The organism is Frigoribacterium endophyticum (genome assembly GCF_011759585.1).
GTDB classification, from domain to species: domain Bacteria; phylum Actinomycetota; class Actinomycetes; order Actinomycetales; family Microbacteriaceae; genus Frigoribacterium; species Frigoribacterium endophyticum.
In genome coordinates, this window is the sequence record NZ_JAAOYV010000002.1 from 430,388 (window position 1) to 447,159 (window position 16,772).

The window sequence follows — 16,772 nt, forward strand, 5'->3', positions numbered from 1 at the left end:
CACGGTGATCCGTGGTGCGGGTGATCGGGTGGTGCGGTCGGTGGCCCGTGGGGGCGGGGAGGGGCCGGGGCCCCGGAGGCGCGGGCAGGGTCAGCGCGCGCACTCCACGTTCCAGTCGCCCTCGCCGGCGCCGGAGACGGTGTTGTCGCACATCACGCGGTTGCCGAGCTCGGGGGTGAGCGAGAAGCCGAAGCCGGGCCCGTCGACCGCGGCCGTGTTGCCGCTGAAGACGTTGTCGGTGCCCCAGCCCTCGAGGAGCTCGTGGGTCTGGAAGCCGTCCATCGACGACGCGGTGCCGGTGTTGCCCTCGATGGTCCAGCCGTTGCCCTTGACGTCGACCCAGGAGTCGCCCTCGGTCAGCGAGGCGCCGTCGAAGCTGTTGCCGCGGACGACGCCGCCCGTGGTCCCCTCCTTGATGTCGATGTTCTCGGCCGTCGTGTCGGAGATGGTGTTGCCCTCGATGACGTTGCGGTCGGAGGTGTCGGGGTCGCCGCCGGTGATCTCGCCCCAGTTGTTCTTCGAGGAGCCGATGTAGATGCCCTCGCCGAACTTCTCCTTGCGGTTGCCGGTGTCGCTGATGGTGTTCGACGACACGACGTTGTCGGTGCTGCCGTCGCGGAGGTGGACGGCCTCGTCGCCGATGTGGTTCACGGTGAGGCCGGTGATCGTGCTGCCCACGGTGCCGTCGGCCATCAGGCCCTTCTGGCCGTTCGTGATCGTGAACCCCTCGAGGTGCCAGTACTCGGCGCCGTCGAGGTGCATCACGTAGCCCTTCTCGACGTCGTCGCCGTCGAGCACGGCGTCGGCCGAGCCGCAGAGCGCGATCGGCTGGTCGGCCGTGCCCGACTCCGACGCGACGAAGTTGCCGACGTAGGTGCCCGGCTCCAGCTGGATCACGTCGCCGGGGGCGGCGTCGGTCAGCGCCGAGGTGAGCTCGTCCGCCGAGGCGACCGAGACGGTCGCGTCCTGGCAGACGTCGCTCGCCGTGGCCGGAGCGGCCGGGGCGCGGGTGGCGCTCGGGGTGGGCGTCGCCTCCTCGAGGGGCGCCGAGGTGGCGCCGGCGGACGGAGCCCGTGACGCGCCTCCCTCGTCGTCACGACCGACGCCGATCGCCGTCACCGCGACTCCTCCCACGATCACGCCGGCCAGCACGAGGCCGGTCGCGGTCAGGGCGGGGTGCTTGCGGAACAGGTCGATCATGCGGTGCTTCCTCGAGGGGTGGAGGGCGGGCCGACCTCGTCGCGCGAGGCCTCCCCGCGGGTGAAGGTCGACAGCGGCGCGAGGTTCGCGTAGGGGTGGACGAACCCGCGGCGGTTGCGGCCGACGCTGGTGATGGCCGTGACGAGCAGGATGAGGCCGAGGCTCAGCCACATGATGGTCAGCGGCTGGAAGATCGACCGCAGGATCACGCTGAGCGGCTTGGTGCTCCGCCAGTCGCTGTCGTCGTTGTCGGCACGGACGGCGCCCTCGGTTCGGGCGGTGTCGATGGCGCTCGGGCCGCGGCCCGACACGACGTTGTCGCTGATGCTCGACCGGCCGGTGTCGCCGATGAGGGTGATGGCGTGGTTGCCGACGTCCTCGACGGTGTTGCGCGAGATCGTCGCGCCGGCGTCGCGGAGGTAGATGCCGATGTCGCCGCCGGAGATCGTGTTGCCCTTGATCGTGCCGCCGGTGCCCGCGTCGCGGAGCGCGATGCCCTGCAGCGCCGACTCCTCGATGGTGTTGTCGGTCAGGGCGACCTTCTCGGCGCCCTGGCCCACGACGATGCCGACCTCGTTGCCCGTCAGCGTGTTGCCGTCGACCTCGATGTCGGTGCCGCCGATGACCTCGACGCCGTAGCGGGCGTTGTCGCTCGACTTGCTGTTCGACAGCGAGTTGTTGCCGTAGACGCCGGTGGGCATGCCCGTCGCGCTCGGGCCCTCGGCGAGGGCGCGGCCGTTCATCGTGATGCCGTTGTGGCCGTTGCCGGTCGCCGTGAGGCGTTCGAGCACGATGCCCGAGGAGGCGCGGTTCACGTCGAACCCGTCGAGCGCGTTCCCGGTCGAGGTCGTGTTCTCGACCTCGCTGTTCGACACGTTGCGGTGGAAGACCATGCCGTCGACGAGGCTGTCCTTGATGGCGCTGTCGCGGACCACGACGCCGTCGGCGCTGGTGACGAACAGCCCGAAGGCGTTGCCGTCGAAGGTGACGTCGCGGACCATGGCCGAGACGTAGCTGTAGCCGCTGAGGTCGGGGTCCATGTCGAGCACGCTGGCCTCGTCGGTCGGCAGCAGCTCGGTGCCGAAGACCTCCGTGCTGGCGTCCTCCTCCGCGGCGGCCGCGGCGGCCGCCTCGTCGCTCGCGCTGGCGTTGGTGCCCTTGCGGGCCAGGGTGTCGGTGCCCTTGTCGGGGATGTCGGTGCCCGTCATCGAGACGCCGCCCGTCATGCCGCTCCAGAAGCCGAGGTCGGTGAAGAACGCCTTGCTCAGCTCGGCGCGCCCGCCGACGACGCGGATGTAGGCGCGGCCGTCGGAGGTGTCGGTGTCGACCGCCCCGGCGTCCGGGTCCCAGCTGCTGATGCGCGTGGGCTCGTCGTAGGTGCCGGCCACGACGAGGGAGCCGCCGAGGGTCACGATCGACGTGAACGCCTCCGAGTTCGACTGCAGGTGCAGCGTCAGGCCGTCCTTGTCGCTGAGGTCGAGCGTGGCGCCGTCCTCGACGACGATGTTCTCGCTGAGCAGCCAGCTGCCGTCGGGCTCGCGGCGGAACGTGCGGGGCGCCAGCTCCTCCAGGTCGCTGAGCGTGTAGGGAGCGTCACGGGCGACGAGCACCAGCGTGTAGAGGTTGCCGGTGGCGAGGCGGTACGGCTTGTAGTGCGCGACGCCGCTCCAGTCGGCGGCGTTCGCGATGGCCCGCACCTCGATGAGGCGGCGGTCCTCGGTGGCGGAGACCTGCGCCTCCGCCTCCGGGTCGCCCTCGTACGACTCGACGCCGCTGGCGTCCAGGCGCTCGGAGGTCGGCTCGGACGAGCTCGACGAGCTCGGCTCGGGCGACGCGGCGGAGGCGGTGCCCGCGCCGGTGAGGGCGATGCCGCCCGCCACGACGGCGGTGACGAGGACGGCGGAGGCGCAGCTCAGCACGGTGCGGCGGCGGAGGGCGGTCATGCGGTCACCTCCTGGGCGACGGGAGCGGTCTGGGCGGCGACGGGCTGGGCGGGGACGGGCTGCGCGGCGACGGGCTGGGCGGGGACGTGCTGAGCCGTGGCGGGCTGGACGTCCGCGGTCGACGCGGCGACGGGCACGCCGACCGGCGGCGAGACCGGGGCGGGCGGCAGGGCGCCGTGGCGGCCGGCCGGGGTGACGGCCTCGTCGGAGGGGACTCCCTCGTCGGCCGGGCCGGCGGCGTAGGCCGCCTCGCTGACGAGCGACGACGCGGTCTGGCCGTCGCCGCCGATGCGGTCGGCGTGGCGGGTCAGCCAGCCCTGCTTGTTCATCGTGATGAGCGCGAAGACCTTGATGGGCAGCGAGATGAAGATGACCACGAAGGCGACGACCGGCAGGATGAAGATGTCACCGGGGTTGCGCTTGAGGTGCGAGAACCCGCGCACGCCGCGGCTGAGCAGCACCCAGGCGAGCGTCGCACCGATGCCGAGCGCCGTGCCGTCGATGCGGCTGAAGGCGAGGTAGCCGACCGTGAGGCCCATGGTGACGGGGGTCAGGATGATCTGCATGACCGTCACCTTGGTGACGAAGGGCACCTTCCAGAGCCAGCCCTTGGCGATCGCGGTGAAGTAGGTGCGGTAGGAGTTGCGGCTCCAGCGGACGCGCTGCTTGACGAAGGCGCTGAACGTGTCGGGGAACATCGACAGGGCCTTGGCCGACGACTGGTGGACGGTCTTGTAGCCGCTGGCGAGGACGAGCCAGGTGAGGCGCCCGTCGTCGCCCGAGATGCAGCGGCGGCCGAGGAAGAACTCGTTCTCGAGGTTCTCGAGCACGGGCATCACGGCGGAGCGGCGGTAGACGGCGGTGCGGCCCGAGATGATCGCGACGGCGCCGGCGGCGCCCATGGCGGGCACGTAGTTGTAGTACCGCAGGTTGACCAGCCAGTCGGCCACGCGCCTCCACACGCTCGTGCGGCGCTGGTACACGTTCTGCTGCGTGCTGACGCCGCCCACGAGCGGGTCGGCGAACGGCTTCTGCGCGTTCTCGAGCAGGCCCGGCGTCCACGACGTGTCGGAGTCGGTGAGGAAGAGGATCTCGCCCTGGGCGCGGCGGATGCCGGCGCCGAGCGCGGAGCGCTTGCCGACGTGGTGGAAGAGCACCGGGGTGACGCGCGGGTCGCCGAGGGCGATGATGCGGTCGTACGCCTCGGTGTCGATCAGGTCGAGGACGATGATGATCTCGTCCGGCCCCTGCTCGCGCCACGTCTGGAGGCAGCGCATCAGGATGTCGGGGTCTTCGTGGTACGACGGCACGACGAGCGAGGTCGTCGAGCGGAAGTCGCTCTCGATCGGCTTCGCGCGGGCCGACAGGATGACCCGGTAGAGCCAGAGCAGCCAGACGATCGTGCCGGCGATGGCGATGGGGAAGTAGGGCTGGACGGTGGTGAAGACGTCGACGACGGACTGCCAGTTCAGGGCGATCTGGAAGTCGGTCGACAGAGCTGTGCCAAGGCGCATGGGTGGCGGGTCCTCGATCGGGGTTCGGGTAGGCGCACCGGTGGTCGACAGCCTCGATGAGGCGTGCCGCGATCGGCGGCCCCCTCAGGGGCCGCCGACCGGTGAACGACCTCTCGCGAGGTGCGTGTGGTGACCGTGTCGGGATCGGAGGGAGTTCGGGCTCCCCCCGCACGGAGCGTCGAGGTTCGGGCCTCGACGCTGGGGTACCGGCGTCTGGTGCTCAAAGTAGGGACAGCGCTGTGACCACGTCAAGACTGTGCTGTGAGCCGGGCCGGGAACCATCCGCGGATGACCCGCGACCCCCGAACGGGTGATCCCTCCCCCTTCGGGGTACACGACCCTCACGTGAGGGGAGGATACCCGGGAGTATCGGCCGGACGGGGGGCACGGCGGGGTACGGATCCGGTCCCCCACGGGCCGTCGATCGCGAGCGACGTGTACCCCGGAGGTCGTCCCCCGGTCCAGCTCCCGGATGGTCGCCCGTCGCCTCGTGTAGGCGCCTCAGAGGGGCTGGACGTCGGGCTCCGACCGAGGCAGGAGCTCGGCCGGGTCGACGTCGTCGCCGTCGCCGTCGGGGAAGCAGGCGCTGGTGGCGGTGAAGCTCGTCTTCGCGTCCGTGATGGTGACGAGCGTCAGGAAGCCGTCGTCGCGGGCGAGGAGCAGCTCGACGCTGCCGTCCGGCCGATCGGTGCGCACCACCTCGGCCCCGTACGGCTCCAACGCGCCCCTGACCGCGGACTCCGAGGTGCCCGGGTCCCGCGCGGGCTGCTGCTCGAAGTACCCCGCGAACTGCTCGCCGCCGTCGGGGCACGAGCTGAGGTTGAGGTCCCAGCCGCCGAGCCACTCTCCGCCGACGGCCTCCCGCCCCGCGGCCACCGCGTCGACGATCTCCTGGGCTGCGGTCTGGGGCTCCACGGTGACTCCGTCTCGTTCGTCGTTCTGGGCGCAGCCGGTCAGGGCGATCATGCCCGTCACGACCAGGGCGAGGGCCACGGGCCGCCTCACCTGATGACCTCGTCACCGTGGCCGGCAGCGATGTACCCGAGGTTGTAGACGGACGTCGTGCCCGGCCGCAGGTAGTCGCTGTGTCCGCTGCTCGCGTCGAGGGACTGACCCCCCGGAGCCGTCTCGTCCCCGGACGAGAACGACGTGACGCCGTCGATGTCGGTGGGGAAGACCCGGACGCCCGACAGCGCCCACCCGGTCCTCGCGAGGACGTCCGTCGGAGACAGGGTGGCGTACACGCCGTCACGGGGTGCCTCGAAGTCGTCGAGCGAGTCCGCGTAGACCCCCGGCGACCCGTAGGTCGCGGCGACGTCGACGCCCGTGTCGGGCTCCTTGAGGGCCTCGACCAGCGTCGTGCTGCCGTAGGAGTGCGCGAGCACCGAGACGTACGTCTCCGAGCCCCGCGCGTCACCGACCGCGTCGACCCCGCGGGTGGCGTCGGCGAGTCGCTCGCCCCCGACCTGCGCGTGGAACGGCAGGTTCACGGTGGCGGCGTTCGGGCTGTCGTAGTCGAGCCAGACGATCGTGGCGGCCGTGTCGTCCCCCCTGAGTCGTGACTGGGTGCTCTGCTGCACGGCACGGCCGTCGGCGAGGGCCCCGCCGGTGCTCTCCTCGACGCTGCTGAACATCCCGCTCACCATCACCGAGACGTGGCTCGCGCGGTCGACGTCACCCAGGGCGACCGCCGCGAGCGGTGGCACGACGGACGTGTCGAGGTTCACCAGCTGACGCTGGAACGGAGTCGGGCGAGTGCCTTCGGGCGTCCCTCGGCCGACCTTGTCGCGCAGGACGAGGAGCGGGGCGAGCGCTGCCGTCGCCGTGGCGTAGTCGGACGCGGCGCTCGAGCTGCCCTCGGGGAGGACGTAGCTCCCGCTCTCGATCGCCTCGATGGTCGACTCGAGATCGTCGATCGTCGACGCGAGCACGGCACGGTTCGCCGTGTCGCGCACCGTGTAGGGCAGTCCCTCACGGTCACCGAGTGCCTCGGGCACCCAGCGGAGCAGCGTCCGCTGCGAGTCTGACAGCGAGTCCGGCGCCGCAGGGTCGGCCGCTCCCGTCCCGTCGCCGAGCGACGCCCACCACGCGGCGACGGCAGCCGGGTCGGTGTCGTGGTTCATCATCTGGAGGAGGAGCTCGTCGTTGCGGCTCGCCCACCTCCGCAGCTGCGCGGGTGGCAGGGCGGCCAGGGCGCTGAGGAGGGGCAGGTCGAAGCTGCCGCCCGAGCTGACGAGGGCCCAGTCGACGCCCCCTGCCCCGGGGTCGGCACCGAGGGAGAGCCCGGCCGTGCTCACCGAGATGCCGTCGAGCGCGCGGACGCAGTCCTGCTCCGCCTGCTCGAGGGCCTCGGCGAACGCCGACACGCGCCGACGGAGGTCGCCGTCGGCGTCGGCGAGCGTCGGGTCGTCGCTCCAGTGGCCGCCATCGTCGTCCGCCGCAGCGGCGGACTGGACGTCCGCGTCGAGGGCCGCGACGTCCTGCAGCAGCTGGTTCCTGGTCGCCCGCAGCGACTCGACGGCCGCGGCGAACGTCTGCAGGGCGGAGGACGCCTGGCCGACCGCCGACTCCACCGACGCGGACGCCGCGGTCACGGGCTCCATCGCCGAGAGGGCGGCCTGGCTCTCCGGCGCCTCGTACGACGACGAGAGCCGACGCCATTCGTCCAGCGCCGAGGCGGCGGCGTCCGGCGTGCTGCCCGACCGGGCGTCGAGGGTCATGGCGACGGCCCGCAGCTCGGCCTCGTCCACCGTGATCTCGGGGACGTCCCCGGCGCTGACGCAGCTCACCACGCCTCCCACCCGTCCCCCGCGGCGGCCCGGGCATCGTCCGCCTCTCCGGCCATGAGCGCGTCAGCCACCTCGTAGGCCGTCGCGGCCTCCACCATCGCGGCCACGCAGGCAGCGACGTGGCGCTCGACCGCGTCCTGGCCGTCGTGCACGAGATCGGCCACGCGACCCACCGCAGCCCCCACGCCCGTGCTCTGGGCACAAGCCGTGGAAGCTTCGTCGAACGACGTCCCGGTCGTGGCCCGGGCCTCGGCGAGCACCTCGCCCTCGGCCCCCACGGCGAGCAGCGCCGTTCGCACCCCCTGCGTGTCCACCCTGTACCGCGTCATGGTCCCCCCAGACGTGACACGCAGTCGTCGCGCGCACTCCCCCGACGCTACCGCGAGACGTGGCACGCGTCGAGGCAGGGTCGACGGACCGGTCAGTTGTTGAAGCGGAACTCCACCACGTCGCCGTCCTGCATGACGTACTCCTTGCCCTCGATGCGGGCCTTGCCGGCCGAGCGCGCCTCCGCGATGGAGCCGGTCTCGACGAGGTCCTCGAACGAGATGACCTCGGCCTTGATGAAGCCCTTCTCGAAGTCGGTGTGGATCACGCCGGCCGCCTGCGGGGCCTTCCAGCCCTTGCCGATGGTCCAGGCGCGGGTCTCCTTCGGGCCTGCCGTGAGGTAGGTCTGCAGGCCGAGGGTCTCGAAGCCGATGCGGGCCAGCTGGTCGAGGCCCGACTCCTCCTGACCGGTCGACGCGAGCAGCTCGGCCGCGTCGTCAGGGTCGAGGTCGATCAGTTCCGACTCGATCTTCGCGTCGAGGAAGACGGCCTCGGCCGGCGCCACCAGGGCGGCCAGCTCGGCCTTCTTCGTCTCGTCTGTGAGGATCGACTCGTCGACGTTGAAGACGTAGATGAAGGGCTTGGCGGTGAGCAGCCCGAGCTCGCGGATCGGCTCGAGGTCGATGCCCGACGCCGACAGGGCCTCGCCGCGCTGCAGGGCGTCGCGGGCGGCGACCGCGGTCTCGTGCGTGAGCGGCTCGACGCGCTTGAGGCGGAGCTCCTTCTCGTAGCGCACGATCGCCTTCTCGACGGTCTCGAGGTCGGCGAGGATCAGCTCGGTGTTGATGGTGCCCATGTCGCCCTCGGGGTCGACCCGGCCGTCGACGTGCACGACGTCCTCGTCGACGAAGCCGCGCACGACCTCGGCGATGGCGTCGGCCTCGCGGATGTTGGCGAGGAACTTGTTGCCGAGGCCCTCGCCCTCGCTCGCGCCCTTGACGATGCCGGCGATGTCGACGAACGAGACCGGCGCGGGCAGCGTCTTCTCGCTGCCGAAGATGCCGGCGAGCACCTGGAGGCGCGGGTCGGGCAGGTTGACGATGCCGACGTTCGGCTCGATGGTCGCGAACGGGTAGTTCGCCGCCAGCACCTGGTTCTTGGTCAGGGCGTTGAACAGGGTGGACTTGCCGACGTTGGGCAGTCCGACGATCGCGATAGTGAGAGCCACGGTCAGCCATCGTACCGGCGCGGGGCCCGACGCACCGCCTGGAGCCGGGGAGGCGCGGGCCGGGCCGGCGACGTCGGGGGTGCGTGAGAGCATGGCCCGGTGCCCATCGACTTCACCGCGATCGACTTCGAGACCGCCAACGCGAGCAGCGCGTCGGCCTGTTCCGTCGGCCTCGTCAAGGTGCGCGACGGCGTCGTCGTCGACAAGGTCGGCTGGCTGATCAAGCCGCCCGCCGGCCACGACGCCTTCCTGGAGTGGAACACCCGCATCCACGGGATCGTCGCCGACGACGTCATCGGCGCCTTCGAGTGGGAGGAGCAGTTCGACCTCATCGCCGACTTCGCCGGCATCGACGTCTTCGTCGCCCACAACGCGGGGTTCGACATGGGCGTCATCCGCGCCGCCTGCCACGCCACGGGCATCCACCCGCCCGACTGGGCCTACCTCTGCAGCCTCCAGGTGGCGCGCAAGACGTACGCCCTCGACTCCTACCGGCTCCCGATGGCGGCCGCCGCCGCGGGCTTCACGGGCTTCTCGCACCACGACGCCCTCGCCGACGCCGAGGCCTGCGCGGCCATCGTGACCCACGCGGCCGCGGTGCACGGCGCCGACGACCTCCGGCAGCTCGCCGAGGCCTCGCGCGTGACCATGAAGCGCCTCACACCGCTGTCGGGGGCTGCTGCGACACTGCGGGCATGACCTCACCGATCGCCGTCCTGGCCCTCGTCGTCCTCTCCCTCGCCGTCGGCGTCGTGCTGGGCGTGCTGGCGACACGGGCCCGGTCGGCCGAGTCGACGGCCCGCCTGTCGGCCGAGCTCGCCGGCGCCCGCGCCACCGTCGAGGGGCACCGCGAGCGCCTCGCCGACCTCGACGAGCTGCACCGCCGCCAGTCCGCCGACCAGGAGGCGCGCCTCCGCGAGTTCCAGGACCGCCTGCGAGACGTCCGCATCGCGGAGGCCGAGCGCACCCGCTCCGAGGGCCAGGTCATGACCGCGCTCAGCCCGGTCGCGCAGAGCCTCGCGGCCGTCCAGGCCAAGGTCGCCGAGCTCGAAGAGCAGCGGGCGCACCAGTACGGCACCCTGAGCGAGCAGCTGCGCAGCGCCGTCGAGTCGGAGGAGCGCCTCCGGAGCACGGCGGAGTCGCTGGCCAGCGCCCTGCGCTCCAACAGCACCCGAGGCGTCTGGGGCGAGACCCAGCTGCGCAACGTCGTGCAGGCGGCCGGCCTGATCGAGCGGGTCGACTTCGACCTGCAGTCGAGCATCAGCTCGGACGCCGGCCAGGGCCGGCCCGACATGGTGGTGCACCTGCCCGGCGGCAAGTCCATCGCCGTCGACGCCAAGGTGCCCTTCTCCGCCTACCTCGAGGCGAGCACCATCCCGGCCACCGCCTCCGGCGAGGAGGCAGCCCGCCGCGACCTGCTCGTCAAGCAGCACGTGAAGGCCCTCCGTGCGCACGTCGACGCCCTCTCGGCGAAGACCTACTGGGCGGGGCTCGACTCCTCCCCCGAGCTCGTCATCGCCTTCATCCCCAGCGAGTCGCTCGTCTCGTCGGCCCTCGAGGCCGACCCCGCCCTGATGGACTACGCGTTCCAGAAGCGGGTCGCGCTCGCCTCACCCGTCACGCTGTGGTCGGTGCTCAAGACGGTGGCCTTCAGCTGGCAGCAGGACGTCGTGACCACCGAAGCGAAGGCCCTCTTCGACCTCAGCCGGGAGCTGCACGGCCGCCTCGCCACGATGGCCGGCCACGTCGACAAGCTCGGCCGGTCCCTCCGCGGGTCGGTCGTCGACTACAACCGCTTCGTCGGGTCGCTCGAGCGCACCGTCCTGCCGTCGGCCCGGCGCCTCAGCGTGCTCGACGAGTCGACGGTGCTGGCTGCCCCCGCGGTCGTCGAGGAGGTGCCCCGCGACCTCACCGCGCCCGAGCTGACGGCGGCGCTCGACGAGGCCGAGCAGCGCACCGGGCAGCCGCAGGGCGAGCACGAGCACCAGCACCAGCACGACAGCGTCTGATCACCCCGCGAGCGGCGGCGTGGGGCAGACGGCGGGCCGGGGCGAACACGTCGCCCCGGCCCCTCCGTCACTCGGTGACTAGGCGTTCTCGCCGTACCACTTCGAGACGAGGTGGTCGGCCTCGACGCGGCGGATCGTGCCGGAGTGCGAGCGGAGCACGATGCTCGAGGTGCGGATCATGCCCTGCTTGCGCTTGACGCCCGCGACGAGCGCGCCGTCGGTGACGCCCGTGGCGACGAAGTAGGCGTTGTCGCCCTTGACCAGGTCGTCCTGGTCGAGCACGCGGGTGAGGTCGTGGCCGGCGTCGATCGCCTTCTGGCGCTCCGCGTCGTCCTTCGGAGCCAAGCGGGTGAGGATGAGGCCGCCGAGAGCCTTCACGGCGCAGGCGGTGATGATGCCCTCGGGGGTGCCGCCGATGCCGACGCACATGTCGATGCGCGAGTCGGGGCGGGCGGCGTTGATGCCGCCGGCGACGTCGCCGTCGAGCAGCAGGCGGGTGCCGGCGCCGGCGGCGTGGATCTGCTGGATGAGGTCGGCGTGGCGCGGGCGGTCGAGGACGGCCACCTGGACGTCCTCCACGGCGAGGCCCTTGGCCTCGGCCAGGGCACGGATGTTGTCGCCGATCGGGCGGTCGAGGTCGATGACGCCGATGCCCTCGGGGCCGGTGACGATCTTGTCCATGTAGAAGACGGCGCTGGGGTCGAACATGCTGCCGCGGTCGCTGACGGCGATGACCGAGAGGGCGTTCATGCGGCCGGCGGCGGTGAGGCTCGTGCCGTCGATCGGGTCGACCGCGATGTCGCAGGCGGGGCCGAAGCCGTTGCCGACGTGCTCGCCGTTGAAGAGCATCGGGGCTTCGTCTTTCTCGCCCTCGCCGATGACGACGACGCCGTCGAAGGCGACGGTGCCGAGGAACTTGCGCATCGCGTCGACCGCGGCGCCGTCGGCGGCGTTCTTGTCGCCCTTGCCGATGAAGGGAGCGGAGCGGATCGCCGCCGCCTCGGTGGCCCTCACCAGCTCCATGCCGAGGTTGCGGTCAGGGTGCGAGTAGAGGTTCCCGGAGGACGAATCAGCCATTCCACGAGTGTACTCGCCACGCCTTCCCCTCACGGCTGTCATGCGATATGTTCTCACCCGGCATGAGGCATGCATGCCCGACCGGAAGGCCTCCCTTGACCCCTCTCTCCACTCCCCTCACCCGCGGGGTGACGGCAGCCGCCGTCGCCGCTGCGCTGATCGCGGCGGCCACCGTCCCCGCGGTCTCCGCCCGCGCCTCCTCATCGCCTCCCCCCGAGCCCGGGGGGCCGTCGACGACGGCCCCACCGAGCGAGCGCTCCGAGGTCTCCGCCGACGGGCTCCGGCTCAGCGTGGCGGTCTCGTCGGACGGCCTCGGGCGCTTCAGCGACGACGACCGGCCCGGGGGCGACAGCGGTCCGCGCAACGGCGTGGTCCGCACGGCCGACGCCGTCGTCTACGCCGTCACCGTCGGCACCTCGGAGGGCTCGGCCACGGGCGGGGTCCGGCTCACGGCCGCCGAGGGCACCAGCTGGGCCGGCGTCCCCGACGAGTGCGCGGCCGGCTCGGCCGTCGTCGGCGACGTGCTGAGCTGCGAGCTCGGCACGCTGACCGGCGGCGCCCGCACGGTCAGCGCCGTGGCGTCGGTCTCGACGGCGCTGCCGCACGCGACCGTGCTCGAGGCCGGGGTCGAGGCCCACGCCGTCGGGCTCGAGCCGGTCGAGGTCGCGGCGCCCGCCGTCACCGTCTCCGCCGCGCCGCGCTTCGACGTGTCGATGTCGCGCACCGTGCCGGCCTTCACGCCCTTGCTCGGCGCCGACGGCACGACGCCGGGGTTCTCGATCGTCTACCCGCTGCAGGTGCACTGGGAGTCGCTCGTCGAGGGCGGCGGCCTGTTGGGCTACGAGCAGCTCGCCGACGGCATCACCCTGGTCGACGACGTGTCTCGCATGTACGGCTCGGCGCCGAGCCCCGCCGTGCTCCACTCGGTCGACGGCGCCCCGGCCTGCGGCGTGAACACGGGCCAGATCGCCGCCGCGCCGGGCGGCGTCGGCGGCGGAGAGCGCGCGGTGGTCGACTCGGGCACCGTGACCTGCGAGCAGGCCGCCCCGGGCGAGCCCGTCTCGATCACCGTCAGCGGCACCGACACGAGCCTCGCCTCGGTGCCGACCCGCAGCGTCTCGGGCGGGCAGATCGCCGGCGGCGTGGTGCCCTACGTCGTCTCCGCCTACGTCAGCCTCTGGGTCCCGGCGCCGCCGCTCGGCCAGTCGTTCACGGCCCGCAACACCTACCGTGACGTCGCCGCCACCTCGATCAGCGGTCGCGCGAACTACGACGGCGACCCCGAGCCCGACCACGACAACTCCGTCGACCGGAACGTCAGCCAGAACGCCGGCGTCGGGGGCGTGACCCGGTACTACGGCTGGGACGCCGAGCGCTCCGCGTCGTTCCCGCTGTCGGGCAAGAACGACCTCCCGTACGTCACCCCGGCCCAGTCGATCCTCAGCAGCACGAGCCTCAACAACCGCGGCGTGGGCCCCTGGGGCGACACCGTCGTCTGCTCCGTCTTCGACAACACCGTGCAGACGCTGCGCGAGAACGCCCCGGGGTCGTGGGCGTCTAGCAACAGCGTCGGCACCACCGGGCGGCCGGAGTTCGCGGCCTTCGCCGGCGGTGACCAGGAGGCGGCCCGCAGCGCCACCTGCGACGACGACGACCGGGAGTGGCACGCCGACCCGCGTGACGTCGAGGGCGGCCCGGCGGCCGTCGGCGCCGTGCGCTGGTCGTACGACCACCCGGCCACGACGACCATCGGCTTCAACGTCCACCTCACGGTGGCACCGCGGCTCGAGAACGACACCCGCGTGCGCACCTTCTCCAGCATGCGCACCTCGGCCGACGGCGAGTGGACCCACGACCGCGCCGACGCGGAGAGCGCGAACGGCCCCTGGTCGGACTTCCTCACGACGACCAGCAACACCGCCCGCATCACGAGCGCGGTCGTCGACCCCGGCCACGACGCCGGCGACACCCCCGACCAGAGCGCCTTCGTGACGGCGGGCGGCACGGTCCGCTACGCCCTGTACCCGTCGGTGACGAACGCCAGCGACGACCGGGTGGCCGAGGTCGTCACGGTGCGGGACGTCCTCCCCGCCGGTACCGAGTTCGTCCCGGGGTCGAGCTCGCCGGAGCCGGTGGTCGACGAGGTCGAGATCGACGGCGAGGCCCGCCAGCGGCTGACCTGGCGCTTCGACCCGGTGGAGGTCAACGCGACGATCGCGCCGCTGGTGTTCGACGCCCGCTTCACGAGCACGCGAGCGGGGGTCGAGGCCCTGAACCGCGCGACGATCGAGTCGAGCCGTGACGTGTCGGCGGCGTCCTTCCGCACCTCCGACCGGGCCCTCCAGGTGCTGGCCGGCAGCGGCTTCGACACGGAGGAGACCGTCGACCGCCCGGTGCACGTCGTCGGCGACGAGGTGGTCTTCACGCTCTCGTACCGCAACGTCGGCTCCGAGGCGCTGCCCTCGAGCTCGTTGATCAGCACGCTGCCCCATCCGGGCGACGGCAGCACCACCGCGGCGACGCAGCCTCGGCTCGTCGCCCCGCTGGCGGCGGACGGCGACACGGAGACCGTGAGCTACACCGACGCCCCCTCGGCCGACGTCGACACCGACCCCGCCCACGCGTCGAACCAGCCGGGAGGCGCCACCACCTGGTGCCTCGAGGCGGAGCTCGGCCGGGCCGGTTGCCCGACGGGGCTCGACGACGTCACCGCCGTGCGCGTGCACCGCGACGGCCCCGTCGAGCGCGGCGGCTCGGTGGAGCACGAGCTCGTCCTGACCGGAGCCGACGACTCCGCCGACGCCGAGCTCTGGGCGTCGAGCTTCGCCCTCCGGGTCGCCGGCATCGACTGGGCCACGACCTCGAACCGGGCCAGCACGCGGGTCGCCGCGGGCACGCTCGGCCACCGCGTCTGGACGGACGTCGACGCGGACGGCGTGCGCGGCGACGACGAGCCGGGTCGGCCCGGCCACCCGGTGCTGGTCACCGGCACGGACGACCGCGGCGACCTCGTCTCGCGGGCCGTCGAGACCGACGCGCTCGGTCGCTGGTCGACGACCGGCCTGCGCCCCGGCGACTACCGGGTCGACGTGGGCGCGGTGCCCGGCGGGTGGACGACCCTCCGGGCCGGCGACGACCCCGAGCGCGACTCCGACGTCGACGCCGACGGGCGGGCCGTGGTGACGGTGAGCCGCGTGCTCGACGCCAGCGGTGCGCTCGCGGGCGTCTCGCGACACGACCACGTCGACGCGGGGGCGCTGGCCGACCCGGTCGAGCCGCCCGTCGTGGAGCCCCCCGTCGTCGATCCCCCGGTCGTCGAGCCTCCCGTGGTCGACCCGCCCGTGGTCGACCCGCCGGTCGACGAGGGCGGCACCTCGACCTCCCCCGGGGCCGACCCGGAGGAGCACCTGACGGCCGGGGCGCCGGAGCCTCGACCCGCCGTCCTGGCGTTCACCGGAGCACCCCTCGTGCTGGGCCTGACGGCGCTGGCCGCCCTGCTCGCCCTCGCCGCCGGGGGCGTCGTCCTCCTCGCCCGTCGACGCTCCGCGGAGCGGGACGACAGCACGCCGAGCTCCGTCTGAGGCGACCCGGCGGAGGGTCGGCACCCCCGGGTGTCGACCCTCCGCCGCCGCCTCCCGAGCCTGGGCCGACGCCGGGCCCGCTGACTAGGCTGGGCCGAGCAGAGCCGCACCCGCACCACCGAAGGAGAAGCCATGCCCGTCGCCACCCCCGAGCAGTACGCCGAGATGCTCGACCGAGCGAAGAAGAAGGGGTTCGCCTACCCCGCCGTCAACGTGTCGTCGTCGCAGACGATCAACGCGGTGCTCCAGGGCCTCACCGAGGCGGGCAGCGACGGCATCATCCAGGTGACGACCGGCGGTGCCGACTACTTCGCCGGCCACACCGTCAAGAACCGCGCCGCCGGGGCGATCGCCTTCGCGAAGTTCGCGACCGAGGTCGCCAAGAACTACCCGATCACGGTCGCGCTGCACACCGACCACTGCCCGAAGGACGCCCTCGACGGCTTCGTCCTGCCGCTGATCGCCGCCTCCGAGGAGGAGGTGAAGGCCGGCCGCAATCCGCTCTTCCAGTCGCACATGTGGGACGGCTCGGCCGTCCCCCTCGACGAGAACATCTCCATCGCGGAGGAGATGCTGAAGCGCACCGCCGCCATCAACGCCATCCTCGAGGTCGAGATCGGCGTCGTCGGCGGCGAGGAGGACGGCGTGCAGCACGAGGGCACGAACGACGCCCTCTACACGACCGTGGGCGACGTGACCCGCGTCGTCGAGGCGCTCGGCCTGGGCGAGAAAGGCCGCTACATCGCTGCCCTCACCTTCGGCAACGTGCACGGCGTCTACAAGCCCGGCAACGTCAAGCTCCGCCCCGAGCTGCTCGGCGAGATCCAGCAGGGCATCCAGGAGCGCTTCGGCACCGCCGAGAAGCCCCTCGAGCTCGTCTTCCACGGTGGCTCGGGCTCGTCCGACGCCGAGATCTCCGAGGCCGTCTCGAACGGCGTCGTCAAGATGAACCTCGACACCGACACGCAGTACGCCTTCAGCCGGTCGATCGCCGACACCGTGCTCAAGAACTACGACGGGTTCATCAAGGCCGACGGCGAGGTCGGCAACAAGAAGCAGTACGACCCCCGCGCCTGGGGCAAGGTCGCCGAGTCGGCCATGGCGGCGCGGGTCGTCGAGGCCACGCGGCAGCTGGGGTCGTTCGGCCAGTCGGGGAGCTGACCC

Annotated in this window: 12 protein-coding genes; 4 read left to right on the plus strand and 8 right to left on the minus strand. The window is 72.4% G+C overall.

What is annotated here, in order from left to right; genetic code table 11:
• Positions 1–90: 90 nt before the first annotated feature.
• From FHR77_RS09355 to ychF, 7 genes are all read right to left on the minus strand, one after another.
• Positions 91–1,200, minus strand: coding sequence for a right-handed parallel beta-helix repeat-containing protein (locus tag FHR77_RS09355; protein ID WP_167259836.1), 1,110 nt, complete (start codon positions 1,198–1,200; stop codon positions 91–93).
• Positions 1,197–3,143, minus strand: coding sequence for a right-handed parallel beta-helix repeat-containing protein (locus tag FHR77_RS09360; RefSeq protein ID WP_167259838.1), 1,947 nt, complete (start codon positions 3,141–3,143; stop codon positions 1,197–1,199). The genes FHR77_RS09355 and FHR77_RS09360 overlap by 4 nt, the downstream gene beginning before the upstream one ends.
• Positions 3,140–4,657, minus strand: coding sequence for a glycosyltransferase (locus tag FHR77_RS09365; protein WP_208380774.1), 1,518 nt, complete (start codon positions 4,655–4,657; stop codon positions 3,140–3,142). Before FHR77_RS09365 ends, FHR77_RS09360 begins: the two co-directional genes overlap by 4 nt.
• A gap of 501 nt (positions 4,658–5,158) precedes the next feature.
• On the minus strand, positions 5,159–5,650 hold the full coding sequence (locus FHR77_RS09370; protein WP_167259840.1) for a hypothetical protein: 492 nt from the start codon (positions 5,648–5,650) through the stop codon (positions 5,159–5,161).
• An 8-nt stretch (positions 5,651–5,658) separates the two neighbouring features.
• Entirely contained in the window at positions 5,659–7,446 is a 1,788-nt protein-coding gene (locus FHR77_RS16610) for an alpha/beta hydrolase (protein WP_167259842.1), read from the minus strand.
• Complete coding sequence (locus FHR77_RS09380; protein WP_167259844.1) at positions 7,443–7,760, minus strand: hypothetical protein; 318 nt, start codon at positions 7,758–7,760, stop codon at positions 7,443–7,445. The genes FHR77_RS16610 and FHR77_RS09380 overlap by 4 nt, the downstream gene beginning before the upstream one ends.
• 107 nt (positions 7,761–7,867) lie before the next feature.
• A complete protein-coding gene (gene ychF / locus FHR77_RS09385) occupies positions 7,868–8,941 on the minus strand; it encodes a redox-regulated ATPase YchF (RefSeq protein WP_167259846.1) in 1,074 nt (357 codons plus the stop codon).
• Between the two features lie 99 nt (positions 8,942–9,040).
• Between ychF and FHR77_RS09390 the strand changes: the two genes are divergently transcribed.
• Positions 9,041–9,640, plus strand: coding sequence for an exonuclease domain-containing protein (locus FHR77_RS09390; RefSeq protein WP_167259848.1), 600 nt, complete (start codon positions 9,041–9,043; stop codon positions 9,638–9,640).
• Positions 9,637–10,950 (plus strand): DNA recombination protein RmuC, encoded by a 1,314-nt coding sequence (locus FHR77_RS09395; protein ID WP_167259850.1) that lies wholly within the window; start codon positions 9,637–9,639, stop codon positions 10,948–10,950. Before FHR77_RS09390 ends, FHR77_RS09395 begins: the two co-directional genes overlap by 4 nt.
• 78 nt (positions 10,951–11,028) lie before the next feature.
• Here the strand turns inward: FHR77_RS09395 and glpX are convergent, their stop codons facing one another.
• Entirely contained in the window at positions 11,029–12,027 is a 999-nt protein-coding gene (glpX, locus tag FHR77_RS09400; RefSeq protein WP_056056650.1) for a class II fructose-bisphosphatase, read from the minus strand.
• A gap of 95 nt (positions 12,028–12,122) precedes the next feature.
• Between glpX and FHR77_RS09405 the strand changes: the two genes are divergently transcribed.
• Both FHR77_RS09405 and fbaA read left to right on the plus strand, forming a co-directional pair.
• Positions 12,123–15,608, plus strand: a complete 3,486-nt coding sequence (locus tag FHR77_RS09405) for an SdrD B-like domain-containing protein (RefSeq protein WP_167259852.1) — start codon at positions 12,123–12,125, stop codon at positions 15,606–15,608.
• 132 nt (positions 15,609–15,740) lie between these two features.
• A complete protein-coding gene (fbaA, locus tag FHR77_RS09410) occupies positions 15,741–16,769 on the plus strand; it encodes a class II fructose-bisphosphate aldolase (RefSeq protein WP_056056655.1) in 1,029 nt (342 codons plus the stop codon).
• Positions 16,770–16,772: the final 3 nt, after the last annotated feature.